Genomic DNA, 24,946 nt, shown 5'->3' on the forward strand with positions numbered 1-24,946 from the left:
TCGCGACTCGCGCCGGGCGGGAGGGCGATCACTTGCCGAGAAGCTTCTTGATCTTCTTGGCGTCAGCGGGGGCCAGCTCGATCGTCCCGGCCAGCTTGCGGGTCAGCGTCGAGGGCTTGTGCTCCAGGAGGTGGCGGCGACCGGCGCGCTCGCGCAGCACCTTGCCAGAGCCACTGATCTTGAAGCGCTTGCTGGCGCCACTGTGCGTCTTCTGCTTCGGCATTTCGCCGTATCTCCTCGTCGGTCCCGTCCACGCCCGCGCGGCGGTTGCCACGCGGGCGTGAACTGGATGGATCTGCGGTGACCGGGCGGGACGCCCCGTCACCCTGTGGGCCGGTCTCCCGGGCCTCCTGGCCGGTGAGGGCTCAGGCTCCCTGGGAGGCGGCCGGCTGCTCGACCGGAGCGTCGGCCTCGACGGCCGGCGCCTCGGCCGGGGCGTCCTGTGCCTCGGTCACGGCGTCCTGCTCCGCGGTCTCCGCAGGGGCGTCGGAGCCGGCGGTGCGGCCCTGACGCTCGGCCTTGCGGGCGTCCGCGAGGGCGCGGGCCTCGGCCATCGCCTCGGTCTTCTTCTTGTGCGGGCCAAGAACCATGATCATGTTCCGGCCGTCCTGCTTGGGCGAGGACTCGACGAAGCCCAGCTCCTGGACGTCGTCGGCGAGCCGCTGGAGCAGACGGAAGCCCAGCTCGGGGCGGGACTGCTCACGACCGCGGAACATGATCGTGATCTTGACCTTGTCGCCCTGCTTGAGGAACCGGACGACGTGACCCTTCTTGGTGTCATAGTCGTGCGGGTCGATCTTCGGCCGGAGCTTCATCTCCTTGATGACCGTGTGCGCCTGGTTCTTGCGCGCCTCACGGGCCTTCATGGCCGACTCGTACTTGAACTTGCCGTAGTCCATGAGCTTGCACACCGGCGGCCGGGCGGTCGCCGCGACCTCGACCAGGTCGAGGTCGTACTCCTGCGCGAGCTCCAGCGCCTTGGCAAGCGGCACGATGCCGACCTGCTCGCCGCTGGGACCGACGAGTCGCACCTCGGGGACGCGAATCCGGTCGTTGATGCGGGGCTCGGTGCTGATGGGGCCTCCTCGGTTGCACCTTCTGCGATGCGGCCGTCGGACGGCGGTCGCACGTAGTGGACTCGACCACTGGGCGGGGCTTCATTCGTGCTGCGCTGTCCGGTACGTACACCGCCACACGAAAAAAGCCCCGCTCGGTACAAGCGGGGCTCCACACAACCGGGGCTGCGCCCGGTGAGGGGCGCTGCGGCGACTCGGCGCCAGGGGCGCCCGTCGCGGACCGGGACCCGTCGACCGCAAGGCCGATCAGGTGGGAGACTTTCGCGGTTGCCCTCTCGGGCCTCCTCGGTGGAGCCTCCACTTGCTGGCCAGGGACCCGTGAGGGAGCCCGGCCGGTCAGTCTCGAAGCCTACAGCGTCACGCCGTCGAACGCTATTCCGCCCCTCCGCACGGCCGTGTCCGGTGCGGCTACGGCCGTGTCCTGGTGCGGATGGGGCCCTTGTACGCTCCATGGGTACGGACACCCGACCCGATGGAACGAGCCCCCCTTGAGCAGCGAGCCCACCCAGACCCCCGGCGCGGACGACGACGCGATCGGCTTCGACGACCTCACCCGCGACATCGCCGAGGTCCCGGCCGTCGAGGTGATCACCACCGTCGCGGTGCACCTGATGAGCGCCGCGGCCGTCAAGTGCGGTCTCGCCGAGGGCGGCGAGAAGGACAAGGACCTGGACGAGGCCCGCAAGCTGATCACCGCGCTGGCCGGGCTGGTCACCGCCGGCGCCCCGGAGATCAGCAACTTCCACGCCGCGCCGCTGCGGGACGGGCTGCGCTCGCTCCAGCTCGCGTTCCGCGAGGCCTCGATCGTCCCGGACGCCCCGGGTGCGGGGCCGGGCGAGAAGTTCACCGGGCCGGTCTACTCCTGATCCGGACGCGCCTCAGGGGCAGTGAACCATGTGGTTCACTGCCCCTGACCGCTTCCTACCGCTTGTAGAGCGGCTCCCCCGGCAGCTCCGTGCCCGCCGGCAGCACCGCGAGGTCCAGCCCCCGGTCCAGCCGCACCCGCAGCACCGGATCGGCGGCCATCGCCTGCCCGACCCGCTGCGCGGCCGCCTGCAGCCCCGCCTGGTCCAGCGCCGGGTCGAACACCACCGCGAGCATCCCGTCCGAGCCCTCCGAGGCCGTCAGCAGCCCGGTGACCACCTGCGGCTCGGCCGCCAGCAGCCCGCGGACCGCCTCGCGCACCTCCGGGTCCCGGACCGGCGGCAGGAACGGGCGGTTCTCCGCGAGCGCCCGCAGCCGGGCACCGCCCAGCGGGAACGGCACCGGCCCGGCCGGGTCGATCAGCAGGGTGTCGGCACGCTCCGAGAAGGCCACCATCGCGGCCTGCGGGGCCGCCGTCGGCGCCGGGCGGGCATCGGCGCGCCAGCGGGCGAGCGACTCCAGCGACGTGAAGGCCGGCAGCGCGCGGCGCCCGTCCGGGGCCTCCAGCACCGGGACGGCCATGTCGCTGGTCTTCTCGTGCCGGTGCCCGTGCTGGTCCACCTCGACCTCGCCGAGGATCGCGACGATCGGAACCATCAGCCGGCTGGGGGTCAGCGCCGCCAGCACCTCCGGCTCGGCCGCGCGGTCCTGCGACCAGCGGGCGAGGGCATCGGTGAGCGCCGGGTCGGCGGTGCCGTCGTCGTCGGAGAAGCCGGGGTTCGGGATGCTCTTGCCGACGAACGCCGGGTTGGAGAAGTCTTTGCGGTCCACCCGTCCGACCCTATGCCACCGCGCGTGAGCGGCCCCATTTCCCTGCACGCGGGGCCTACCCACCGGTAGCGCGGTGTGGCACTCTGCGCCCATGGTGATCCTCGACGCGCCCGCGACCGCACCCGCCCCGGTCTCCGACCGCCTCCGGTACGACCGCGCCACCGCCCACCTGGACGGGCCGGTGGCCGTCGTGGACCTCGCCGCGTTCGACGCGAACGCCGCCGACCTGGTCCGCCGGGCGGGCGGCAAGCCGATCCGGCTGGCCAGCAAGTCGGTCCGCTGCCGGGCGCTGCTGGAGCGGGCACTGGCCGTGGACGGCTTCCTCGGGGTGATGAGCTTCACCCTGGACGAGTCGCTCTGGCTGGCCCGCACCGGCATCCGCGACGTCCTGCTCGCCTACCCCTCCGCCGACCGGGCCGGCTTCGCCGAGCTGACCGCCGACCCGGAGGCCGCCCGCGAGATCACCGTCGTCCTGGACGACCCGGCCCAGCTGGACCTGATCGACGCGGCCCGCGGAGGCGACGCCGAGGTACGGGTCTGCCTGGAGCTGGACACCTCGCTGCACCTGCTCGGCGGCCGGGTCCGGGTGGGTGCCCGGCGCTCGCCCCTGCGCACCCCCGAGGACCTCGGCGCCTTCGCCGAACTCGTCCAGCGCCGCCGGGGCTTCCGGGTCGTCGGCCTGATGGCGTACGAGGGGCACGTCGCCGGGGTGGGCGACCGGGTGCCCGGACGGCCGGTGCGCTCGCAGCTGATCCGACTGATGCAGGCCAAGTCCCGGACCGAGCTGGCCGAGCGGCGTGCGGCGGCGGTCCGGCGGCTGCGACAGGTGGCCGACCTGGAGTTCGTCAACGGGGGCGGCACCGGCAGCGTGGAGTCCACCGTGGCCGAGCGCGCCGTCACCGAGGTCGCCGCCGGCTCCGGGCTGTACCTGCCGCAGCTGTTCGACAACTACCGCTCCTTCCGGGGCCGTCCGGCCGCGCTGTTCGGCCAGCCGGTGGTGCGCCGCCCCGGCCTCGGCGTGGTGACCGTGCTCGGCGGCGGCTACCCGGCCTCGGGGGCGGCCGGCCCGGACCGCTCGCCGGTGCCCTACCTGCCGGCCGGACTGCGCTACGACCCGACGGAGGGTGCCGGGGAGGTGCAGACCCCGCTGCTCGGCTCGGCCGCGGACGACCTGCTGATCGGCGACCGGGTCTGGTTCCGGCACGCCAAGGCGGGCGAGCTGTGCGAACGCTTCGCCGAGCTGCACCTGATCGAGGGCGACCGGATCGTACGGACCGTGCCGACGTACCGGGGTGAGGGGAAGACGTTCCTCTGACGCTTCGTCCGCCTTTGCCCTACCGTGGTGCCGACACGACGGCACGACAAGGGAGCAGCATGGACCCCGAGCTCACGGACATTGCCACGAGGGGTGCGACCGCTCTGGCCGGCCTCATGGTCACCTCGGCCTGGGACCGGGTGAAGCCGCGCGTTGCCGCAATGTTCGGCCGGCGGGCGGAGTCGGTCTCCGAAGAACTGGACGAGACCCAGGCCGAGTTGGCCGCAGTGCCGGACGGCGACCGCGAGTCGGCGATCCAGAGCGCCCAGGGCGAGTGGCAGCCGAAGCTGCGCCGACTGCTGGCCAGCGACCCGGCCATGGCCGCCGAGCTCAAGTCCATCCTGGACGAGTTCGCACCCGAAGCGGCCGAGCAGGCGCTCACCGTATACCACAACGAACTCAAGGACATGACGGTCCACGGCACCGTCATCCAGGTCGGCAAAGGCAAGGTCGTCCAGGCCGACACGATCAACGGCAACCTGAACTTCTGACCTTTCCGGAGCCTTAACGGGGCCCGATGGAACGGCTAACCACAGCCGTCCGTCGGGCCTTTGCGCTGCTCGGGAGCCTACAGTCCGTCAACGAGGACAGCACGCACGGCTATTGCCTTCTGGTCCAGACCAATCCTACGCTCTGGCCGGGGGCCGCACGCCGGGCCGGCGGCTCCCGAACGGGCAGGCGTGCCCGTTCCCCCACACTCGCCCGGAACGACGGTCAAGGAGTCCCCACCCCCATGTCCATCAAGCGAAGTGCCCTGTCCGTCGGCGTGATCGGCGCCGCGGTCCTCGCGGTGGCCGGTGCCACCGCCGGCACCGCCAGCGCCCACGGCACGATGACCAACCCCGTGAGCCGGGTCGCCGCCTGCTACGCCGAGGGCCCCGAGCACCCGGTGTCCCAGGTCTGCAAGGACCTCGTCGCCGCGAGCGGCACCCAGCCGCTGTACGACTGGAACGAGGTCAACATCGCCAACGCCAACGGCAACCACCAGGCACTGATCCCGGACGGCAAGCTCTGCTCGGCCAACCGCGACAAGTATGCGGCGCTGGACTGGCCGCGCACCGACTGGCCGGCCACCGCGGTGAAGGCCGGCGCCTTCACCTTCCAGTTCCGCACCACCGCGCCGCACGTCGGCACCCAGACCGTCTACATCACCAAGCCGGGCTACGACCCCGCCAAGCCGCTGAAGTGGTCGGACCTCGACCCGACCCCGGTGGCCCAGGTTCAGGTCGACCGCAACGCCGTCAACGGCTCCTACACCTACTCCGGCACCCTGCCGCAGCGCACCGGCCGCCAGGTCCTGTACACGGTGTGGCAGCGCAGCGACAGCCCGGAGGCCTTCTACGCCTGCTCCGACGTCGACTTCGGCACCTCCACCACGGCCGTGTCGGCGCTCGCCGCCCAGGCCCCGGCCGCGCCCAGCGACGCCCAGATCGCGGCCGACGCGTCCAAGTCCACGGTCGCCCACCACGGCCACGGCGGGGACCCGGACTCCCCCGCCGGTCAGGTGATCCCGACCGCCTCCGCGGCCGTGGGCGGCACCTCGGCCACCGGTCCGCTGCTGCTCGCGGGTGCCGCCGCGATCGGTGTCGGCTGGGCCGGCACGGTACTCCGGCGCCGTCGCGTCGAGGCTGTTCGACGCGACTCCTGACGCCGGGCGCGGGACCGGGCCGGCCACACCCCCGTCCGGCCCGGTTCCCGTGACACCACCCCGTGCGACAGCGAACGGCGGCGGCCCATCCGGAGGGTTCCCTCCGGATGGGCCGCCGCCGTGTGAGGAGCGCGGGGCTCAGGTGGTGGTGCCTCCGACACCGCCGGAGCCCGCACCGGACCCGCCGGAGCCGGTCCCGGGCAGCCCCGGGATGCTCGGCAGCTTGCCCTTGTAGTCGGTGATGCCCTTGACGATGGTGTCCATCACCGCGACGTCCGGCGCCTTGTCGGCGATGTCGAAGCCGAAGTGCACCGAGACCAGCGACTTCCCGTCGGCGGACGGGAAGACCACGGTCTGCACGTAGCCGTTGTTGCCCTTGGGCGCGTCCACCTTCCAGCGGACCAGGTAGCCGTCCTGGCCGTTGACCTTCACGGCCTCGGACTTGAGCTCCTGGTGCCCGGTGATGTCGCCGTACGCGGCCTTGGCGGCCGACGCGATGTCGGCCTTGGCCGCCGCCTGGACGTCGGAGCCGCCGCCGTCGATCCGTCCGGTGTTCACACCGCCGAGGGAGCATTCGCTCGTGCCGTCGGCGCAGGTGTACGAGCCGACGGTGAGCGAGGCGTAGCCCTCACGGGTGTTGCCGGCCTCCCAGCCGGACGGGGCCGGCAGGGTGAGCCGGTTGACCAGGTCGATCGCCTTGTCGGCGCTCGGGCGGGTCTTGCCGCCGCCCTTGCCGTCCCCGCTGCCGCCGTTGCCGCTCCCGCCGTTACCGCCGTTTCCACCGCCGTTGCCGGGGTCGCCGAAGCCCGGGAGGCCGCCCCACGGGCCGTAGCCGCCCTGCGGGGCCGAACGGGCGCTGCGCGGGGCGCGGTCCCCGTGGCCGTCCACCGCGAGGTAGGTGATGCCGGAGCCTGCGCCCAGCCCGAGGAGGGCGGCGGCGGTGGTCGCCAGCACCAGCTTGGAGGGCTTGCGCCGGGCCTTGCGCGGCGGCCCGGCGGGCAGCCCGGCGGGCGAGCCGTAGGCCGCGCCGAAGGGCGGCGGCTCCGGGTAGCGGACGGTCGGGCCGCTCTCCAGCACCTCGCCCTCCAGCACCCTGGGCTGCTCGGCCGTTCCCGGCCCCGGGGCCGCGGCGGCCGTCGGCTCCGCCTGCGGAGCCTCCGGTGCCGGTGTGTCCGAGGGTGCAGGCCAGGTGTCGGCCGTCCAGCCCTTGCCGTCCCACCATCGCTGCGGCCTCGGGTCGCTGGTGGTGTCCTTCGGGTCCGGGTACCACCCGGCGGGGATCTGCTCGCTCACGGTAGAGAATCTAAAGGCAGCCGGATAAACGCGAAATCAGCGCAGCCGGGAATTCCGGCCGTTTTCGATGAGATTCCCGTGAGAACCCCGGTGCGGCGGCGAGGACGGACCCTAGAGCGGGGTCACGTACGCCCCGGAGATGCCGCCGTCCACCAGGAACTCGCTCGCCGTGATGAACGAGGAGTCGTCGCTGGCCAGGAAGGCCACCGCGGCGGCGATCTCCTCGGCCCGGGCGAACCGGCCGAGCGGGATGTGCACCAGCCGGCGGGCGGCCCGCTCCGGGTCCTCGGCGAACAGCTCGCGCAGCAGCGGGGTGTCCACCGGCCCGGGCGAGAGCGCGTTGACCCGGATGCCCTCCCGGGCGAACTGCACGCCCAGCTCGCGGGACATCGCCAGCACCCCGCCCTTGGAGGCGGTGTAGGAGATCTGCGAGGTGGCCGCGCCCATCCGGGCCACGAAGCTGGCGGTGTTGATGATCGAGCCCCGCCCGTGCCGGCGCATGTACGGCAGCGCGGCCTTGCAGCACAGGTAGACCGAGGTCAGGTTGACCTCCTGGACCTTGCGCCAGGCGTCCAGGCCGGTGGTGAGGATCGAGTCGTCCTCGGGTGGCGAGATGCCCGCGTTGTTGAACGCGACGTCCACGCTGCCGCAGGTCTCGTACGCCTCGTCGAACAGCGCCTCGACCATGTACGGGTCGGTGACGTCGGTGTGCACGAACAGCCCGCCGACCTCCTTGGCGGCGGCCCGCCCGGTCTCCTCGTCGAGGTCGGCGCAGACGACCTTCGCCCCCTCCGAGGCGAGCCGTCGGGCGGCGGCCAGGCCGATCCCGCTGCCCGCGCCGGTGACCACGGCGGTGCGGCCGACCAGCCGGCGGCAGACGACGTCGTCGGGCGCGGCGTGCTTCTCGCTCATGGGCTGTCACTCCTCGCTGTGGATGAAGACGTTCTTGGTCTCGGTGAAGTGGCGCAGCGCGTCCGGCCCCAGCTCGCGGCCCACCCCGGACTCGCCGAAGCCGCCGAAGGGCGTCCAGTAGCGCACCGAGGAGTGCGAGTTGACCGACAGGTTGCCCGCCCGTACGCCCCGGGCCAGGCGCAGCGCCCGGCCGACGTCCCGGGTCCAGATCGAGCCGGACAGGCCGTAGCGGGTGGCGTTGGCCAGCCGCAGCGCGTCTGCCTCGTCGGTGAACGGCAGGACGGCGGCGACCGGGCCGAAGATCTCCTCGGTGACGGCCGGGACGTCCGGGTTCCCGGGGGCGACCACCGTGGGCGGGTACCAGTAGCCGGCTCCGTCCGGGACCTTGCCGCGGGCCAGCACGGGCAGGTCGGGGGTGAGGTAGGAGGCCACCCGGCGGACCTGGGCGGCCGAGATCAGCGGGCCGAGCTGCGTCTGCGGGTCGGCCGGGTCGCCGGTGCGCAGGGTCTCGACGGCGGGCAGCAGCAGGGCGAGGAAGTCCTCGTACACCTCGCGCTGGACCAGGATCCGGCTGCGGGCGCAGCAGTCCTGGCCGCTGTTGTCGGCGAAGGACATCGGGTCGGCGGCGCGGGCCAGGTCGGCGTCGGCGAAGACGATGTTGGGGCTCTTGCCGCCGAGCTCCAGGGTGACCCGCTTGGCGCGGGCGGCGCAGCGGGCGGCGACCTCCTTGCCGACGACGGTCGAACCGGTGAAGACGATCTTGCGGACGGCCGGGTGGTCCACCAGGGCCCGGCCGGTGCCGGCGCCCGCGCCCGGGACGACCTGGAACAGGCCCTCGGGCAGGCCCGCCGCGAGGGCGAGTTCGGCCAGCCGCAGGGCCGTCAGCGGGGTGGCCTCGGCGGGCTTGAGCAGGACGGCGTTGCCGGCCGCCAGGGCGGGGGCGAAGCCCCAGGCGGCGATCGGCATCGGGAAGTTCCACGGCGCGATCACCCCGACCACGCCGACCGGCTCGTGGAAGGTCACGTCCAGGCCGCCGGGGACCGGGATCTGCCGGCCGGTCAGCCGCTCCACTCCCCCGGCCGTGTACTCCAGCAGGTCGCGGACGTTGCCGGCCTCCCAGCGGGCGTTGCCCTGGAGGTGGCCGGCCTCCTCCACCTCCAGGGCGGCCAGCTCGGGGACGTGCACCTCGACCTGGTCGGCGAACCGGCGCAGCAGCCGGGCGCGTTCGCCGGGGGCGAGCGCGGCCCAGCCGGCCTGGGCCTTCACCGCCCGCCGGGCGGCCGCGTCCAGCTGTTCGGGGGTGGTGTCCGGGACGGTGGCGAGCACCTCGCCGGTGGCGGGGTTGCGGACGGTGCTCGCGTCGGGGGCGGTGCTCGCAGTGCTCGCGGCGGGGGCGGTGTTCGCGGTCGGCTCGGTCATGCCTCACGTCCGTCGGTCATGCGTCACATCCGTCGGTCATGCGTCACATCCGTTCGAAGGATCGGTAGCGCTCCCAGTCGGTGACCGCCCCGTCGTAGGCGGCCTGCTCGACCCGGGCCATGTTCAGGTAGTGCTCGACCACGTCGTCGCCGAAGGCCTCGCGGGCCAGCATGCTGTCCGCCCACAGCTCGGCCGCCTCGCGCAGCGATCCGGGCACCCGGGCGTACTCCTCGACCGCGTAGGCGTTGCCGAGGCAGGGCGCGGGCAGTTCCAGCTTGCGCTGCAGCCCGTGCAGGCCGGCCGCGATCATCCCGGCCACCGCGAGGTACGGGTTGACGTCGCCGCCCGGCACCCGGTTCTCCATCCGCAGGCCGGGGCCGTGGCCGACCACCCGGTAGGCGCAGGTGCGGTTGTCCCGGCCCCAGGCGACGGCGGTCGGGGCGAAGGAGCCCGGGCGGTAGCGCTTGTAGGAGTTGATGTTCGGCGCGTACAGCACGCTGAACTCGCGCAGCGCGGTCAGCTGGCCGGCCAGGAAGTGCCGCATGGTGTCGGTCATCCGGCCGTCCCGGTCGGCGAAGGCGGGGGCGCCGACGGCATCGCGCAGCGAGAGGTGGATGTGGCAGCTGTTGCCCTCGCGCTCGTCGTACTTGGCCATGAAGGTGAGCGCGCAGCCGAGTTGGGCGGCGATCTCCTTCGCGCCGGTCTTGTAGACGCTGTGCTGGTCGCAGGTGGTGAGGGCGTCGGCGTAGCGGAAGGCGATCTCGTGCTGGCCGAGGTTGCACTCGCCCTTGGCGGACTCCACCACCAGGCCGGCGCCGGCCATCTCGGTGCGGATCCGGGACAGCAGCGGCTCGACCCGGGCGGTGCCCAGCATCGAGTAGTCCACGTTGTAGAGGTTCGCCGGGGTCAGGCCGCGGTAGCCGCCCAGCCAGGCCTGCTCGTAGGTGTCGCGGAAGACCAGGAACTCCAGCTCGGTGCCGATGTCGGCGGTCAGGCCGTGCTCGGCGAGCCGGGCGATCTGGCGGCGCAGCAGCTGGCGCGGGGCGGCGTCCACCGGGTGGCCGCCGTGCCGGGCGAGGTCGGCGGTGACCTGGGCCGTGCCGGGCTGCCAGGGGGTCAGCCGCAGGGTGCCGAGGTCGGGGCGCATCGCGAAGTCGCCGTAGCCGGTGGCCCAGGAGGAGAAGGCGTAGCCGTCCACGGTGTTCAGGTCGACGTCGACGGCCAGCAGGTAGTCGCAGGCCTCGGCGCCGTGCTCGGCGACCTCGTCGAGGAAGAACCGGGCGGCGAAGCGCTTGCCCTGGAGGCGGCCCTGCATGTCGGTGAAGGCGAGGGCGACGGTGTGCACCTCGCCGGCGTCCACCAGGGTGCGCAGCCCGGCCAGGGTCAGCGGGGGCCGGGGCGGCGAGCCCGCGGCGGTCTGTTCGGACATGGCCGAACCCTCCTCCTCGATCACTCTTCGAGATCAAGCGGTCACAGCGAACCGTACGGCCTGCCGCTCGCGGGGCGGAAGAGGGCGGGCTGGTGTCGGCGGCCCGTGGCGCGCCGACGCGCGTGGCTGACGGTGGATCGGGCGGTTCGGGGGGAGAATGCGCGCCATGGATCGCAGGCCTTTGATCGGCGTCAGCACCTACCTGGTGGACGCGAGTTGGGGCGATTGGCGGGACCGCCGGGTGGCCCTGCTGCCCGAGCGGTACACCGCGCAGGTCCGGGACTCCGGCGGGATCGCGGTCCTGCTGCCGCCCGACGCCCCGGAGCGCGCGCCGGAGGTGCTGGCCCGGCTGGACGGCCTGGTGATCGCGGGCGGGCCGGACATCGACCCGGCGTACTACGGGGAGCCGGCCCATCCGGCCACCGAGGTGGACTCGCCCGAGCGGGACGCCTGGGAGGTTGCGCTGCTGCGGGCGGCGCTGGCGGCGGGGATGCCGCTGCTGGCGGTCTGCCGGGGGATGCAGATCCTGAACGTGGTGTGCGGCGGGACGCTGGTGCAGCACCTGCCGGACGTGGTGCCGGTGGACGTGCACGCCGGATCGCCGGGGCGCTACGGCTCGCACCCGGTGCGGCCGGTGCCGGGGACGCTGTTGGGCGGGCTGCTGCCGGAGAGCGAGCTGGAGGTGCCGACCTTCCACCACCAGGCCGTCGGCCGGGTGGGGGCGGGCCTGCGGGTGAGCGCCCATGCGCCGGACGGGACGGTGGAGGCGGTGGAGGGCCCGGGGTTCACGCTCGGGGTGCAGTGGCACCCGGAGCAGGGGGACGATCTGCGGCTGATGCGGGCCCTGGCCCGGGCGGCCACTGCGGCGACTCTCGACGCGCTGGCGCTGGGGTAGCGCAACTGGGCGCGGGGGAAGGTGAGTTCGGGCCGCCGGCCGGCTGTGGTGTGCGCCGGGTCCGGCCGCCCGAACGGGAACGACAACGGTCACCAGTACAACCTTTGGATCTTTGTCGATTCTGCGGTTCACTTCGGTTGCGGGCCGGTCGCGCCGCGCCCCCCTTCACACCCGTGCGCCCAGAGAGGACTTCCATGGCCGGGCACGAGCATTCGCACGATGATCATGCGCATGACCACAAGCACTCGCACGGGAACGGCGGCCACGGACACGGGTCCGGCGGGCACGGCGGCCACTCGCACGGCGTCGCCGCCGACGCGGACCGCCGCTGGCTGCTCGGCGCCCTCTCCCTGATCGTCGTCTTCATGGCCGGCGAGGTCGTGGTCGGCTTCGCCGCCCAGTCCCTGGCGCTGATCTCGGACGCGGCCCACATGCTCACCGACGCCGCCTCGATCGTGCTCGCGCTGATCGCCATGCGGCTCGCCGCCCGCCCGGCCCGGGGCGGCTACACCTACGGCCTCAAGCGCGCCGAGATCCTCTCCGCGCAGGCCAACGGGGTCACCCTGCTGGTGCTGTCGGCCTGGCTGGGCTACGAGGCGATCACCCGGCTGCTCGAACCGCCGGAGGTCACCGGCTCACTGGTGCTGATCACCGCGCTGGCCGGGATCGTGGTCAACCTCGCCGCCACCTGGTGCATGTCCAAGGCCAACCGCAGCTCGCTGAACGTCGAGGGCGCCTTCCAGCACGTGCTGACCGACCTCTACGCCTTCATCGCCACCGCCGTCGCCGGTGCGGTCGTGCTGACCACCGGCTTCGCCCGGGCCGACGCGATCGCCTCGCTGATCGTCGTCGCGCTGATGCTCAAGGCCGGCATCGCGCTGGTCCGGGACTCCGGGCGGATCTTCCTGGAGGCCGCCCCCGCCGGGATCGACCCGGACGCGGTGGCCGACCGGATGGTCACCGAGCCACTGGTCGAGGAGATCCACGACCTGCACATCTGGGAGATCACCTCCGGCCAGCCCGCCCTGTCCGCGCACATCCTGGTCACCCCCGGCGGCGACTGCCACGCCGTGCGCCGTTCGTTGCAGCGCCGGCTCTCGGACGAGTACGGCATCACCCACTCCACCCTCCAGGTCGACCACGTCGGCGAGGACGAGGCCGGCGCGCTGCTGCAGATCACTACCCCGGACGACTCCGCCGCCGAGCACTGCGCCGACGCGCACGGCCCGGTCCACCGCGCCGGACCGCACGAGCACTGACACCCCCCGTCCGTCACCGCGGTGCGGCATGATGCTGATCGTGACCGCACCGCGACTGATGCTGCTCGACTCCGCCAGCCTGTACTTCCGGGCCTACTTCGGCGTACCGGACACCCTGCGCTCGCCGCAGGGCGAGCCGGTCAATGCCGTCCGCGGCCTGCTGGACTTCATCGCCAGGCTGGTCCACGACCACCGCCCCGACGAACTCGTCGCCTGTATGGACGCCGACTGGCGCCCGCAGTGGCGGGTGGACCTCGTCCCCTCCTACAAGACCCACCGGGTCGCCGAGGCGGCCGAGGACGGCGAGGAGGAGGTGCCCGACACGCTGGCCCCGCAGGTCCCGGTGATCGAGCAGGTGCTGGACGCGCTCGGCATCGCCCGGGTCGGCTCCCCCGGCTACGAGGCGGACGACGTGATCGGCACCCTCACCGCCCGCGCCGCCGGGCCGGTGCAGATCGTCACCGGCGACCGCGACCTCTTCCAGCTGGTGGACGACGCCCGCGGGATCACCGTGCTCTACCCGGTCAAGGGCATGGGCAACCTCCAGGTCACCGACGACGCGCTGCTGCTGGAGAAGTACGGCGTGCGCGGCGCCCGGTACGCCGACATGGCCGCCCTGCGCGGGGACCCGTCGGACGGCCTGCCCGGCGTCAAGGGCATCGGCGAGAAGACCGCCGCCCAGCTGATCAACGAGTACGGCGACCTCGCGGCCATCCGCGCCGCCGCCCTCGACGTCGGCTCCAAGCTCACCCCGGCCCGCCGCCGCAACATCGTCGAGGGCTCCGCCTACCTCGACGTCGCCCCCACGGTCGTCCGCGTCGCCGAGGACGCCCCCCTCCCCGCCTTCGACCCGGCCCTCCCGCGCGAACCCCTCTACCCGATGACCCTGGAGGAACTCTCCGCCCGCTGGGGCCTCGGTACCTCCCTCGACCGCCTCCTGGAGGCCCTCGCCACCCGCTGAGCCGCCGCACGCCGAGGGGCCCGCACGTTCGCGTCGAACGTGCGGGCCCCGGCGTGTTCCGCCCCATGGCCGGGCGTCCGCGGTGGTCGGCGGCCCCGCTCGGGCCGAGCGAACCCGCCGGATGGCCGATTCGGGCGGGCGGCCCGAGGACGGCCGGGGTTGGATGGAGGCGCCGCCCGACCGTGCCCGGCCAGAACGCGCCGGCTTCCCGTTCGCGGCCCACCGCAGGAGACACCGCAGCCGCCGTGTCCTGCCCATCGCCATCCCCGCTCCGCGGCCTCCCTGATGGAGACGTACCTCATGCGGCCTCGATTCTCCCCAGCCTGGCTCACCGCCGGGCTGGCGTTCGCCCTGGCGTTCGCCGTCGGCAACGCACCGGTGTCCTGGGCCGTACAGCCGGCCCGTCCGTCCGCCCAGTCACCAGCGGCCGAATCCGGACCACACCTCCAGGATCCCCCGGAGCTGGTGAGCCACGACGGCGTGCTCAGGGCACGGATCTTCGTTGCCAGACAAAAGGTCGTGGTGGGCGACCGCCGGCTGTACGCGCTGACGTACGACGGCCGCTACATGCCGCCCACCCTGAGGATCCGCCCGGGTGACCGGGTGGAACTGGCCATGACGAACGCCGGATCCGAGGACACCAACCTCCACGTCCACGGCCTGCACGTGTCGCCCGAGAACCCCTCCGACGACATCTTCATCGCCATCAAACCCGGTGAGACCTTCCACTACAGCTATCGCTTCCCGAGCAATGTCACGCCGGGCACCTACTGGTACCACTCCCACCAGCACATGCGCTCGGCCGCCCAGGTGGCGGGCGGCGAATCGGGCATCATCATCGTCGACGGGCTGCAGCAGTACCTGCCCCGCCCACTGCGGCACATCACCGAGCACGTCGTCGCGCTCAAGGACGACCAGGTCGAGGGCGACTCCGTCAAGACCGACAACCTGAGCATCGGCGCACCGACCAACCGCACCGTCAACGGCCAGCAGCACCCGGTCATCAGCATCCGGCCGGGCGAGACCCAGCTGTGGCGGCTGGCCAACATCGGCGCCAACATCTACTACAAACTCCACCTGCCGGGCCGGACGTTCCACGTGATCGCACAGGACGGCTATCCGGTCGGACGCGTCTACTCCGCCGACTCCCTGGTCATTCCGGCAGGCTCCCGCTTCGACGTGCTGGTGCAAGGCGGCCCGCCCGGCACCACCCGGCTCCAGACGCTCGCCTACGACACCGGACCGAGCGGGAACCAGTTCCCCCAGGTGGACCTGGCCACCGTGATCTCCGCGGGCACACCGGTGAAGCCGGCGCAACTGCCCGTCCGCTTCGCACCCAACGACGACCTCGCAGGCGCCCCCGTCGCGGCCCGGCACGACATCGTCTACACGGAGAACACGGCCGGCACCGAGTTCTACATCAACGGCGAGCAGTTCGACCCCAACCGGGTCGACATCACCTCGAAGCTGAACACCGTCGAGGAGTGGCGCGTCGTCAACAACACCGAGGAGGAGCACTCCTTCCACCTCCACACCGACCACTTCCAGCTGATGAGCGTCAACGGCGCACCCACCCCGCCCGACCACCGCTGGTACGACACCATCAACGTCCCGGCCAGAGGCAACGCCGTGCTGCGCGTCCGCTTCGACGACTTCACGGGCAGGACCGTCCTGCACTGCCACATCCTCAACCACGAGGACAAGGGGATGATGGCCGTCCTGGACATCGTTCCCGACGGCCCGGCGTCACCGCGGAGCAGGTGAATGACCTCCAGCGGTCGTGGAGGCAGCCGATTGTTGCGCGTCGCCGGCGTCACCCGCCATCCGCCGTCGCGACAGGGAGAGCTGCGGGTGGTGGCCTCGCTCGGATCGGGCGAGGCCACGAAAACCCTGTCAACAGGGCCCGCTACTCAGGCGGCGGTACCGTACCGGCTTGTCAGCCGCCGTACTTCGGCCTCCTTGAAGGCCTGTACCTCTTCCACGATCCCGCTCTTCGGCAGATCGGCCACCGGAACGCAGAGGTCCATGCGCTGAATGCAGACGCCGACCATGTACTCCCCCTGATCAGTGAGGTACAGGCGGATGCCGTAGTAGCCCTCCTCGCAGTCCGTGTCGTTGTTGAACCGGCACGACGCACACGTGTCCGGGAGCCTTACGGGCAGCAGCCGCTTCACGTACACGGCCCGGCTGCCGAGCGCCCGGTAGAGGGTGCGCTCATCGGAGGTGCCGGCCGTGAACGTCCGGAGCACCGGCTCCGCACCGACCCGGGCCAGTACTTCGGAGATCGCCGCGACCGACTCCGGTCCGTCCTGGATGCTGGTGAGCATCCGCACGTCCGCGAACTGGCCGTACGACTCGACCAGGTTGACGACCCGGCCGACGTGGGCCATGCCGGGAACGACGATGTTCACGGAGACCTTCACGCCATGGGAGACAGCGGCACGGATGGTCTGCTCCGCCGCGCGGATCTTCGCCTCGGCCAGACCCGCCGACCTGAAGCGCTCGGACTGGACGGCCTGGAGTTCTTCGGCGGTCGTGCCGAAGACCGAGACGTTGACCCGGTTGAGGCCGGCCCCCGAACACTCCGGCATGACCTGTCGGCCGCGCTCCCCGTTGCTGGTCATCCCGACGCTCAGCCCCATACCGGAGAGCGCCGCGACCAGCGCGGGCACCTCCGTGTGGAGCGTGGGCTCCCCTCCCGTGAGGTGGACCTCGTCGGCGTCGAACGCCCTCGCCACGGTTCGCACCGCCCGTCGGAAGGCCATGTCCGGGGCCATCCTGGCAGCGAGGAAGCCGACTCCGTTCATCTCGCTGTAGATCGACACGCGCCCGGTCCTGCCCGGGCCCGCGACGAAGGGCAGTACGGTGCGGCCCCGGTTGTCGGCGGTGACCGGCGTTCCCTCGTTGTGGCAGAACGTGCAGGCCAATCCGCAGTCGTCGATCACCTTGACGCGGATGGTCCGGTCCCGGACGACCCTGACCGCGGGACGATGGGTAGCTGACAAGGCTCGTCTCCTGTCACTCGAACGTGAGCCGGGGGATCGCCTCGATGTCGATCCCGTACCGGCGGTAGACCTTGGTCGTGTTCTCGCTCGTCAGCTCCTCCGGAGGGAGCTTGAGCGCGAGAGCGGTCTCGTGGACGTGTTCGGCGCTGTCGCCCTCGATCTCCAGGTAGGGGGGAATCAGCGGCCAGTGGTCGATCTCGACGGCCGCGCCGCCCAGCCTCCAGGAGGACCGGCGGTTCTCCTGGTACGCCTTCGGCAGATAGCCGAGCTTGCCGAGGAGCGCGTTCGTCGCGTCGAAGTCACCGACCGTCGTCTCCGTTTCGGTCACGCCGTCGATCGTGTCGGAGTGGATCTCCTTGACGCACAGGGTGACGCCGGTGCCCGTGTCACGCAGCCGGACCCACGCACCCGGCCGGCCGGGGATGTCGTAGACGTAGCGGCGCTGGAACCGATCGCACAGGTGCTCCGCCCCGGCCTCGGCCAGGAGCGCGCGCATGGCCTCCGGCTCGATGTTGAGGACCTTCACCTCGAACTCAATTGCGGTCATGGAAAGTTGCCTTCCTCGATGCGGTACGAGCATGCGAGCGCACGGTATCGGCGATGCTGCGAGCCACCTCATCAGGCGCACAGTCGGTGCCGTCCACCGGCAGCAGTCCGAACGCCCGGTACACACAGGAGCTTTCGGCCACGTTCTGTTCCTCCCGCCGATGCCAGGAGCTCAGCGTTCCCAACTCGGCCCGCCGACGAAGTCGCTCCCGGCGAACGCGTTCGTTCACCTCCAATAGAATCGGCACGTGCGGCACGAGGGCCCCGTCCGGATACTCCGGCAGGCAGTCGTGCCCCATCGCCCTGTGCGTGGCGATCGTGCGCGGGAAGTAGGACTCGACCACCACCGTCCGACCGGACTCGATGAGTGCCCGAGCGGTCTCGGACTTGATGTGGTTGGCCATCATCCACCAGTGGAACCGCGCCGGCAGGATGCCGACGGCGTCCACCTCCGCACGCAGGCGGGGGAACGTCGGCAATGTCCCGTCGGTGAGGTGAACGCCGTTGACCAAGGCGGCGACCAGCGGGGCGACGGTGGTCTTACCGCTCGCACTGAGACCGTCAATGGTGATGAAGAACCCTCGGGTCACGTCCATGTGAACTCCGTTTCCTCGTTCAGGCTTGTCATCGCGGCCCCCAGTTCCACGGGGCGGGTTGCGCGCCGCGCAGGCACGCGACGCGGTGGGCGGCCTGGCGGCGGGCGGCGGCGTCGAGGTGGGCGCGGCGCACGGTGTCCATCACCGCGGTGAGGACGACGACGTCGCGCACGACCTGGTAGCCGGACCAGGCGCCGATGTAGGGGTGATCCGGGAGCCGGCCCTCCCGCTCGTAGGAGAGGTAGGTGTCGGCGTAGGTCCGGTGGTCCTCGCGCGGGCCGGTGAGCAGTTCGGAGCGCCAGCGGGCGGCGACCAGGTCCCACTCGCGGTGGCCGCGCGTCAGCGGGCGGCGCAGCAGGAGGCCGACGTGGACGCCGTCGTCGTGGCAGGGGACCATGCCGAGGGCGCCGAGGACGACGGCTTCCGGGGTCGGCCAGTCCAGGTAGTCCCATTCCTCGTGCAGCAGAGCCGCATGCCCGCGCAGGAAGCGGCGGGCGGTTTCGTCCAGCAGGGAATCGTCCAGGCCGTCCAACAGGCCGGTGAACGGGTCGTGCTCCCGCAGCCACGGGGCCGTTCCGGGGTCGACGCGGTGAGCGAGGGCGGTCACCCAGGCGGACAGGGAGGTGTCCGTGCTGGGCCTACCGGGGTCCTGCCAGAAGGTCACGGCCCGGCCGTCGGCGGACGCGCGGACATCGGTGTAGTACGGGCAGACGACGGGCAGCCGGTGCTGCCGGAGGAACTGCGCGCCTCTGATCAGGGCCCAGGCCTCGTCCAGGTCGGGGTGGACGATGGCGAGTGCCCGGGAGTCGGGCAGCGACCACAGGTGGTTCGGGCTGTCGCTGACCAGTTCGGCCTTCGCGGGGTCGTCGCCGGTGGCCACGCAGGCCTGGGTCAGGGCCTCGTAGGAGGCCGCGATGTCCAGTCTGCGGGCGGGGCTGATGGTCTTGAGCAGTGTCTTGGTACGCGTTCCGACGCTCACGGCGCAGTCCTCGGGTACGGAGTGGACGGGTGGACGGGAGTGGCCGCCCGGCCCGGCCCGTGGAGACGTCGGCTCGCGGCCGTCGGCACGACGGTGCGTTCCCCGGGCCGTTGAGCCGGCCGGTTCGACCTCGGCGCGTTCCCGGGTGCGTACCAGGAGCCGACCTTCAGGCACCGCTCAGGGGACCGCACGGCGGTCTTCGGCTGCACTTCCGCCTCGGTGGCGGTGGCCTGGTCGAAGGTCTGCGGTTCCACGTCGAGTTCGAACCAGACGGACCAGCCGGTGGGCCGACCCTGTAGGTCGAGCCGCTGGTGCCATCCGATGGCGTCCGCGTAGCCGTCGGCGACCACCAGTCCGCGGCCGCTGGTCGCGTCGAGGTCGTCGATGCTGCTGTTCATCGCCGGTTCAACCACGCTCGGGTCCGTCACGGTGATCCGCAAACGGCTGCGCTCCCGATCAACGCCGACCTCGATCGACAACTCGGCTTCCCTGTAGGGCGCTTGACCTGCGGAGTGCTTGATCGCGTTGTCGATGAACTCCGACGAGCACACGCGGAGCGCGTACTCCCGGGACTCGTCGAGGACGATGCCGGCTCTCATGACCTCCTCGGACAACCGGTTGCGCATCGCGCCGAGAGACGCGGTTGTGACCGTGGCACTGAACTCCAGGACGCGGATCATGGATGTTCCTCCGGGCTGGACGTGGGGAGGTGGTCCCGGGCCGCTGGCGGGCGAGTGATGCTCATCGCGTGTTCGCAGGGAATCGCCGCGCCAGGAGCCGGGAGGCAAACAGGAAAACTGCTGCTGCACGAGCCAAACTCGCCGATCTGACAAAAGAGTTCGGCATGATCGCAGTCTTCTAGGTACGAGTGACCAAGAGGCGTATGCCGACGTCCTCAAGGTGCTTGCGTCGTCTGTTGGCGGCAGCCTGGTCGCCGAGGTGCGCGATCGTGGGCAGCACGACGGCGTACACATCGCGCTGCTCATCGATGCCGGCGATGAGGGCGTCCGGCTCGGCACCCTCATCGGTGATCACACCGACGAGGTGGAGTTCCTGCCGCTCGCAGAAGGCGTCGAGGACCCCGGTCAGAGCTCGCCGACGAGGTAGCCCCGCAGCGACCGCTGTGCGGAGCAGCCCAATGACGACGGGCGGTGGGACCGATAGTTGCTCGGTGAGCATGCTGGGCGATTCCTCCCGGTCAGCGGGGTTGTCGGCTTCCAGACTGCGGGAGGCGCCGTCGTCGCGGAATCGCGTGCCGTGGCAGTTCCGTGGCAGTTTCGCCGCACCACCACGACCTGCGGTGCTTCGATGGCACCCCGGAGCGGGAGGTATGGCGATGGCGGCAGTGATCGTGTGGACCGGGCTCGAAGCGAGGGCTCTGCGGCTGGCGTGCCGCAAGTCCGTTCGGGACTGGGCGGCACAGTTGGGCATGTCGGTCCGCGCGGTGTCGAACTGGGAGAAGCTGGGGCTGTGCACCAGGCCGAGGCCGGACACCCAGGCGATCTTCGACACGGTGCTGCGCCAGTGCGATCCCGATGCTCGCATGCGATTCGAGGCGCTGGTGGCGCAACAGGTCGGCACTCCGGTGCTCGCGGAGATCCAGGCCGGGCCGCGGACGTGGGAGTACGAGTCGTGGGCGGAGGACATCGAGAGGGCGGTACTGGCGGCATCCCGGCAGGAATTCGCGTTAGCGGGAGCCCTGCTGGAACGTTGGCGGTCACGTTGGCCGACAGCCGAACTCGACGACCGCGGCCTCTACCTGTTGGCCCGCTCGACGGTCCTGGTGGGTGACCTCCGCCGTGATCAGGGCGCACTGCTCGGCCCACTGTCGGCGTCGGCCTCGTACGCCAAGGCCCGATTGTTGTACACCCAGCTCGACATCCCCCGGCGAACGGCCCAGTTGGACCTGGCGATGGCCGTGGTGACGGAGATGTCCGGACAGCTCTCGGCTGCGGCGGATCGATACTCGGATCTTTCCGGTGACGTTCGCCTCAGCGCACGGGACCGGACTCGGGCGGCCCTGTGGGTGGGAACCTCGCTCGACAAGCAGGGCGAGCACGAACAGGCCATCAGCATCGCCGAGTCGGCGATCCAGGTGTTCGAGAACCTCGGTGAGGTGGAGGACTGGGCGACAGGCAACCAAAAGCTCGCGCTCGCGTACCGCGGTGCGGGGAATCTTGGGGAGGCGGTCCGGTTGATCGAGGTGGCGAGGACGAACACCAACGGTTCGGCGCCCATGCAGGAGGTACGGCTGACCACTGCGCACGGCCACATCCTGCTGACCGACCACGCGACTGCCGGGGAGGGGCTCGCTCTGCTGGACAGGGCCGAGGTGATGGCGGACAAGTACGGTATGACCCACCAGCGAAGGAGCATCCGAGGCATCCGGTCTGGATTCCAGCGGGCACGGTGCCTTCAGTGAGTGGGAGAAGAACGTGGCGGACACGCAGCAGTGCGAGATCACCGACCGGCAGTGGGCGGACGCCACACTGATCTGGGAATACCACCAGATGGGGCACGAGCGGCGGCCGTGCGATGTGGCGATCGGTCTGGGCTGCCATGACCTCGGAGTGGCGGCCGAGGCGGCAGCCCTGTACTTGGACGGCCTGGCGCAGAAGATCGTGTTCACGGGCGGGCCGAACCCGTCCCGGCCGGAGATCTTCCCCCGAGGTGAGGCCGTGCACTTCACCGAGCACGCCACCGCCCTCGGGGTCCCCGAGCATGCGATCCACCAGGAGCCTCACGCCCGCAACACCGGGCAGAACATCCAGTTCTCCCGTGAGGTCCTGGAGGCCGCCGGGGTAGAGGCACGGTCGGTACTGCTCGTGAGCATGCCGTACATGGAGCGCCGGGCGTACGCGACGTGCCGCAAGGTGTGGCCGGAGGTCGAGGTGGTGTGCGCCTCGGCCCCGATGAACCTGAACGACTACGTGAAAAGCATCGGCGACGACAAGCTCGTGATTGACAGCCTCGTGGGCGACCTCCAGCGGGTGATCGAGTACCCGAGGCGCGGGTTCGCCGTCGCCCAGGATGTTCCGGAGACGGTTCATGATGCGTACCAGCGGCTTCTGGCCGACGGATTCGACAGCAAGATCCTCAGCTGACGCGGCGCCGCCCTCCGGGCTGGTGTGCGCTGTCCACCAACCCAACTTCCTCCCCCGACTGTCCACCGTGGCGAAGCTGGCCGCCGCGGACGTCTGGGTGGTCCTCGATGATGTCCAGTTCAACCGTCGTGACTACCAGCACCGGGCCCGGCTGGGGCCGGTCGACGGTAGCGGCCCCACCCGGTGGTTGTCCGTCCCCACGCACCTTCCGGCCGGAAGGGCAACACTGATCCGCGACGCCCGCCTCGTCGAAATCCCGCGCAGCGTACGCCGGGTGGAACACGTCCTTCGCCGGCATTACGGGGACAGTCCCTTCTGGCCTCGACTGGCGGCGGACCTGCTGGGGCTCCTGACGCTCTTCAGGCGTACCGACCGGACGGCGGAGATCGCCGAAGCCTCCACCCTGCTACTGCTCCGTGTCCTTGGCTGGTCAGGAGCAGCGGTGCGCAGCAGTACCCTGTCCGCCGGATCCGGGCGGACGCAGCGCCTCGTGGACCTGTGTCGGACAGTCGGCGCGGATACGTACCTGTGCGGCACGGGCGGCAGCAGGTACATCGAGCCGGACCTGTTCACGGCCGGACGGGTCGAACTGCGGCAGTTCAGCGTACCGACCACGGGAGTGTGGGCCAGTGCCCGGCAGGTCAGCGCACTGCACAACCTGATGGTGCACGGGCCCCACATCGTGAAGGCGGTCCTCGAAATGACATGAGATGTGTCTGGCGCGGTAGTCGAGTTCTCCTTCTCCATGAGAAGTCGACCATATCGACTTCCTACGCAGCCTCTCACCATTCCGTTGCCGCTTCGGCCCCGCCGAAGCGGCAACGGCCACTCCCTTCGTCGTCAAAATGCCTCTGCCCCCTCCGACGGCGGGGGCAGAGGCATTTCTTCTGCGCAGGAAGTCGGCTGGGCGACTCTGCTGGCGAAGTCGCTCGGGGTGGGTGCGGGACAGTAAGTGCCGTCCGGTTTGGGCGGGTTGGCTGTCTGTGGGGGTGGGTCGTGTTGCGTCCTGGTGGTGTGTCGGGGATTCCGTCGGAGACCGTGGCGTTGGCTCGCAGGGTTCATCCGGGTGGGACGGATGAGATGCGGGTGCGGGATGTGCTGGGTCCGTTGTTCAGCGACGAGGACTTCGCCGTGGGTGAGTTCGAGGAGATGTACGCGGACCTGGGGCGGCCTGGCATCTCGCCGGCCCTGCTGGTGATGGTCACGATTCTGCAGTTCCTGCACAACCTCTCCGACCGGGACGCCGCGGTGGCGGTGGCCGACCGGATCTCCTGGAAGTACACGCTGGGGCTGGAGCTGGGATACACGGGCTTCGATGCCAGCGTGTTGTGCGAGTTCCGCGCCCGTCTGGCGGCCGGGGACCGGGCGGATGCCCTGCTGACCTTGATGCTGGAGCGCCTGAAGGCCGCCGGCCTGGTGCGCTCCGGCGGCCGTCAGCGCACCGACTCCACCCACGTCCTGGCCTGCGTGCGCAGGCTGAACCGCATCGAGTGCCTGGGCGAGGCCCTGCGCATGGCCCTGGAGGAGATCGCCCGCACCAGCCCCGCGTTCATCGTGCCGCTGCTCGAACCGGGCTGGGACGAGCGCTACGGCCGCAAGGTCGAGACCAGCAGGCTCCTGCGCCGCAAGAACGCCTCCGCCGTCAAACTCGCCGAGCAGATCGGCGCCGACGGCCGGAGCCTGATGACTGCCATCGACACGGACGCCACCGCCGGGTGGATGAACGACCTCCCGCAGGTCAGGATCCTGCGCCAGCTGTGGGAGCAGCACTTCGAGGCCACCGCCACCGGCCGACTGCGCTACCGGGACACCAAGGAACTGCCGCCCTCCGCGCAGCGCGTGCGCTCGCCTCACGACCCCGATGCCCGTTTCAGCACCAAAGGCACTGGCGCCGCCACCGTGGAATGGACCGGTTCCAAGGTCCACCTGACCGAGTCCTGCGACGAGGACTTACCGGACCTGGTCACCGACGTCCACACCACCTGCGCCACCGAACCCGACGTCAGCGCCACCACCCCCATCCAGGACAAACTCATCGCCCGGGACCTGAAACCCGGCGAGCACCTGACGGACTCCGGCTACCCCAGCGGGCCGAACATCGGCGTCTCCCTGGAACGCGGCATCACTCTCATCGCACCTGTCACCGTTCAGACCGGCCGAGGCGCCCGGGGCGGCACGTTCACCCCCAAGGACTTCCACGTCGACTGGCAGGCCGGCACCGCCCGCTGCCCTGCCGGGGCCACCAGCATCTCCATACGGCCGAAGAAGAACGGCCTGATCCGGGTCGCCTTCTCCCGCGCGGACTGCCGGCCCTGCCCCATCCGCGCCCAGTGCACCACCGCCGCCCCCACCTCGGCCGGAGCCTGGAGATCCATCCCGAACCGATCCACACGGCCCGGATGCGGATGCAGGCCGAACAGGACACCCCTCAATGGCGCGAGGCCTACCGGGCCCGCGCCGGCGTCGAGGGCACCGTCTCACAAGCAGTCCGAGGCCCCGGCCTGCGACGCTCACGCTACCGAGGCCTCGCCAAAACCCACCTCCAGAACGTCCTCACCGGCATAGCGATCAACATCCGCCGACTCGGCACCCACTTCGACACCACGACCAGACCCAACCGCCGCCCCACCCGCATCCACACACTCTGCACCCAACACGGCATCGCCACAGCGGCCTGACCTAGATCAAATACTTCGCCAGCAGAGTCGCCGGCCCGACTTCCTGCGCAACACCGTGAAGGCCAAAGCGGCGAGGCGAAGCCGAAGCCGCACGGGGGTGGGGGGTGGGGAAGCGCCTTGGCCGGAGGACTGGCGC

Annotated in this window: 25 protein-coding genes and 1 pseudogene; 13 read left to right on the top strand and 13 right to left on the bottom strand. The window is 71.2% G+C overall.

The genetic code is table 11. From position 1 onward, the window contains the following. Positions 1–28 precede the first annotated feature (28 nt). Positions 29–223 carry a 50S ribosomal protein L35 gene (gene rpmI / locus AB0O11_RS13285; RefSeq protein ID WP_045701618.1) on the bottom strand — a complete coding sequence of 65 codons (195 nt, stop codon included), beginning with the start codon at positions 221–223 and terminating at the stop codon, positions 29–31. Positions 224–365: 142 nt separating this feature from the next. After that, positions 366–1,076 (bottom strand): translation initiation factor IF-3, encoded by a 711-nt coding sequence (gene infC / locus AB0O11_RS13290; RefSeq protein WP_363385507.1) that lies wholly within the window; start codon positions 1,074–1,076, stop codon positions 366–368. Positions 1,077–1,564: 488 nt separating this feature from the next. On the opposite strand from infC, the gene AB0O11_RS13295 reads away from it, so the two are divergent. Further along, positions 1,565–1,942, top strand: coding sequence for a DUF1844 domain-containing protein (locus AB0O11_RS13295; RefSeq protein WP_224281591.1), 378 nt, complete (start codon positions 1,565–1,567; stop codon positions 1,940–1,942). A gap of 55 nt (positions 1,943–1,997) precedes the next feature. Here AB0O11_RS13295 and AB0O11_RS13300 read toward each other — a convergent pair whose 3' ends face one another. Further along, the gene (locus tag AB0O11_RS13300; RefSeq protein WP_363385255.1) at positions 1,998–2,771 is read right to left on the bottom strand and encodes an SseB family protein; all 774 of its coding nucleotides are present in this window, start codon (positions 2,769–2,771) and stop codon (positions 1,998–2,000) included. Between the two features lie 91 nt (positions 2,772–2,862). Here AB0O11_RS13300 and AB0O11_RS13305 point away from each other — a divergent pair, with 91 nt between their 5' ends. From AB0O11_RS13305 to AB0O11_RS13315, 3 genes are all read left to right on the top strand, one after another. Further along, positions 2,863–4,086, top strand: a complete 1,224-nt coding sequence (locus AB0O11_RS13305; RefSeq protein ID WP_363385258.1) for an amino acid deaminase/aldolase — start codon at positions 2,863–2,865, stop codon at positions 4,084–4,086. Positions 4,087–4,145: 59 nt separating this feature from the next. After that, positions 4,146–4,577 carry a hypothetical protein gene (locus AB0O11_RS13310; protein ID WP_363385260.1) on the top strand — a complete coding sequence of 144 codons (432 nt, stop codon included), beginning with the start codon at positions 4,146–4,148 and terminating at the stop codon, positions 4,575–4,577. Between the two features lie 242 nt (positions 4,578–4,819). Next, positions 4,820–5,734, top strand: a complete 915-nt coding sequence (locus AB0O11_RS13315; protein WP_363385263.1) for a lytic polysaccharide monooxygenase — start codon at positions 4,820–4,822, stop codon at positions 5,732–5,734. A 138-nt stretch (positions 5,735–5,872) separates the two neighbouring features. On the opposite strand, the gene AB0O11_RS13320 is transcribed toward AB0O11_RS13315, so the two are convergent. From AB0O11_RS13320 to AB0O11_RS13335, 4 genes are all read right to left on the bottom strand, one after another. Beyond that, positions 5,873–7,027 (bottom strand): DUF2510 domain-containing protein, encoded by a 1,155-nt coding sequence (locus tag AB0O11_RS13320; protein ID WP_363385265.1) that lies wholly within the window; start codon positions 7,025–7,027, stop codon positions 5,873–5,875. Between the two features lie 111 nt (positions 7,028–7,138). Beyond that, positions 7,139–7,939, bottom strand: a complete 801-nt coding sequence (locus tag AB0O11_RS13325; protein ID WP_363385267.1) for a 3-oxoacyl-ACP reductase — start codon at positions 7,937–7,939, stop codon at positions 7,139–7,141. Positions 7,940–7,945: 6 nt separating this feature from the next. Next, positions 7,946–9,358, bottom strand: a complete 1,413-nt coding sequence (locus tag AB0O11_RS13330; protein WP_363385269.1) for an aldehyde dehydrogenase family protein — start codon at positions 9,356–9,358, stop codon at positions 7,946–7,948. A 43-nt stretch (positions 9,359–9,401) separates the two neighbouring features. Then, positions 9,402–10,787, bottom strand: a complete 1,386-nt coding sequence (locus AB0O11_RS13335; RefSeq protein ID WP_363385271.1) for a glutamine synthetase family protein — start codon at positions 10,785–10,787, stop codon at positions 9,402–9,404. Positions 10,788–10,953: 166 nt separating this feature from the next. Between AB0O11_RS13335 and AB0O11_RS13340 the strand changes: the two genes are divergently transcribed. The 4 genes from AB0O11_RS13340 (at position 10,954) to AB0O11_RS13355 (ending at position 15,666) form a co-directional block, all read left to right on the top strand. After that, positions 10,954–11,682, top strand: a complete 729-nt coding sequence (locus tag AB0O11_RS13340; protein ID WP_363385273.1) for a gamma-glutamyl-gamma-aminobutyrate hydrolase family protein — start codon at positions 10,954–10,956, stop codon at positions 11,680–11,682. 194 nt (positions 11,683–11,876) lie between these two features. Continuing rightward, positions 11,877–12,941, top strand: a complete 1,065-nt coding sequence (locus tag AB0O11_RS13345) for a cation diffusion facilitator family transporter (RefSeq protein ID WP_363385275.1) — start codon at positions 11,877–11,879, stop codon at positions 12,939–12,941. Positions 12,942–12,999: 58 nt separating this feature from the next. Beyond that, entirely contained in the window at positions 13,000–13,902 is a 903-nt protein-coding gene (locus tag AB0O11_RS13350) for a 5'-3' exonuclease (RefSeq protein WP_363385510.1), read from the top strand. Positions 13,903–14,202: 300 nt separating this feature from the next. Continuing rightward, positions 14,203–15,666, top strand: a complete 1,464-nt coding sequence (locus AB0O11_RS13355; protein WP_363385278.1) for a multicopper oxidase family protein — start codon at positions 14,203–14,205, stop codon at positions 15,664–15,666. Positions 15,667–15,812: 146 nt separating this feature from the next. Here the strand turns inward: AB0O11_RS13355 and AB0O11_RS13360 are convergent, their stop codons facing one another. The 6 genes from AB0O11_RS13360 to AB0O11_RS13385 all read right to left on the bottom strand — a co-directional run bounded on the left by AB0O11_RS13360 (position 15,813) and on the right by AB0O11_RS13385 (position 20,207). After that, a complete protein-coding gene (locus AB0O11_RS13360) occupies positions 15,813–16,907 on the bottom strand; it encodes a radical SAM protein (protein ID WP_363385281.1) in 1,095 nt (364 codons plus the stop codon). A gap of 13 nt (positions 16,908–16,920) precedes the next feature. Further along, positions 16,921–17,454 (bottom strand): class IV adenylate cyclase, encoded by a 534-nt coding sequence (locus AB0O11_RS13365; RefSeq protein ID WP_363385283.1) that lies wholly within the window; start codon positions 17,452–17,454, stop codon positions 16,921–16,923. Further along, complete coding sequence (locus AB0O11_RS13370; protein ID WP_363385286.1) at positions 17,441–18,049, bottom strand: hypothetical protein; 609 nt, start codon at positions 18,047–18,049, stop codon at positions 17,441–17,443. The genes AB0O11_RS13365 and AB0O11_RS13370 overlap by 14 nt, the downstream gene beginning before the upstream one ends. Before the next feature lie 28 nt (positions 18,050–18,077). Then, positions 18,078–19,028, bottom strand: coding sequence for a hypothetical protein (locus AB0O11_RS13375; protein ID WP_363385289.1), 951 nt, complete (start codon positions 19,026–19,028; stop codon positions 18,078–18,080). Further along, positions 19,025–19,708: an ATP-binding protein gene (locus AB0O11_RS13380; protein ID WP_363385292.1), complete on the bottom strand. Its 684-nt coding sequence runs from the start codon at positions 19,706–19,708 to the stop codon at positions 19,025–19,027. Before AB0O11_RS13380 ends, AB0O11_RS13375 begins: the two co-directional genes overlap by 4 nt. Before the next feature lie 178 nt (positions 19,709–19,886). After that, on the bottom strand, positions 19,887–20,207 hold the full coding sequence (locus AB0O11_RS13385; protein ID WP_363385294.1) for a hypothetical protein: 321 nt from the start codon (positions 20,205–20,207) through the stop codon (positions 19,887–19,889). A 157-nt stretch (positions 20,208–20,364) separates the two neighbouring features. Between AB0O11_RS13385 and AB0O11_RS13390 the strand changes: the two genes are divergently transcribed. The 5 genes and pseudogenes from AB0O11_RS13390 (at position 20,365) to AB0O11_RS13410 (ending at position 24,810) form a co-directional block, all read left to right on the top strand. Next, the gene (locus AB0O11_RS13390; protein ID WP_363385297.1) at positions 20,365–21,450 is read left to right on the top strand and encodes a hypothetical protein; all 1,086 of its coding nucleotides are present in this window, start codon (positions 20,365–20,367) and stop codon (positions 21,448–21,450) included. A 13-nt stretch (positions 21,451–21,463) separates the two neighbouring features. Then, complete coding sequence (locus tag AB0O11_RS13395; RefSeq protein WP_363385300.1) at positions 21,464–22,132, top strand: YdcF family protein; 669 nt, start codon at positions 21,464–21,466, stop codon at positions 22,130–22,132. A gap of 22 nt (positions 22,133–22,154) precedes the next feature. Continuing rightward, on the top strand, positions 22,155–22,841 hold the full coding sequence (locus tag AB0O11_RS13400) for a WbqC family protein (RefSeq protein WP_363385512.1): 687 nt from the start codon (positions 22,155–22,157) through the stop codon (positions 22,839–22,841). Between the two features lie 440 nt (positions 22,842–23,281). Next, positions 23,282–23,500: pseudogene (locus AB0O11_RS13405) on the top strand (transposase); the annotation flags it as partial. Positions 23,501–24,537: 1,037 nt separating this feature from the next. Then, positions 24,538–24,810, top strand: a complete 273-nt coding sequence (locus tag AB0O11_RS13410) for a transposase (protein ID WP_363385303.1) — start codon at positions 24,538–24,540, stop codon at positions 24,808–24,810. The last annotated feature ends 136 nt before the right edge of the window (positions 24,811–24,946 follow it).

This window comes from Kitasatospora sp. NPDC093102, assembly GCF_040683915.1.
Taxonomy (GTDB): Bacteria; Actinomycetota; Actinomycetes; order Streptomycetales; family Streptomycetaceae; genus Kitasatospora.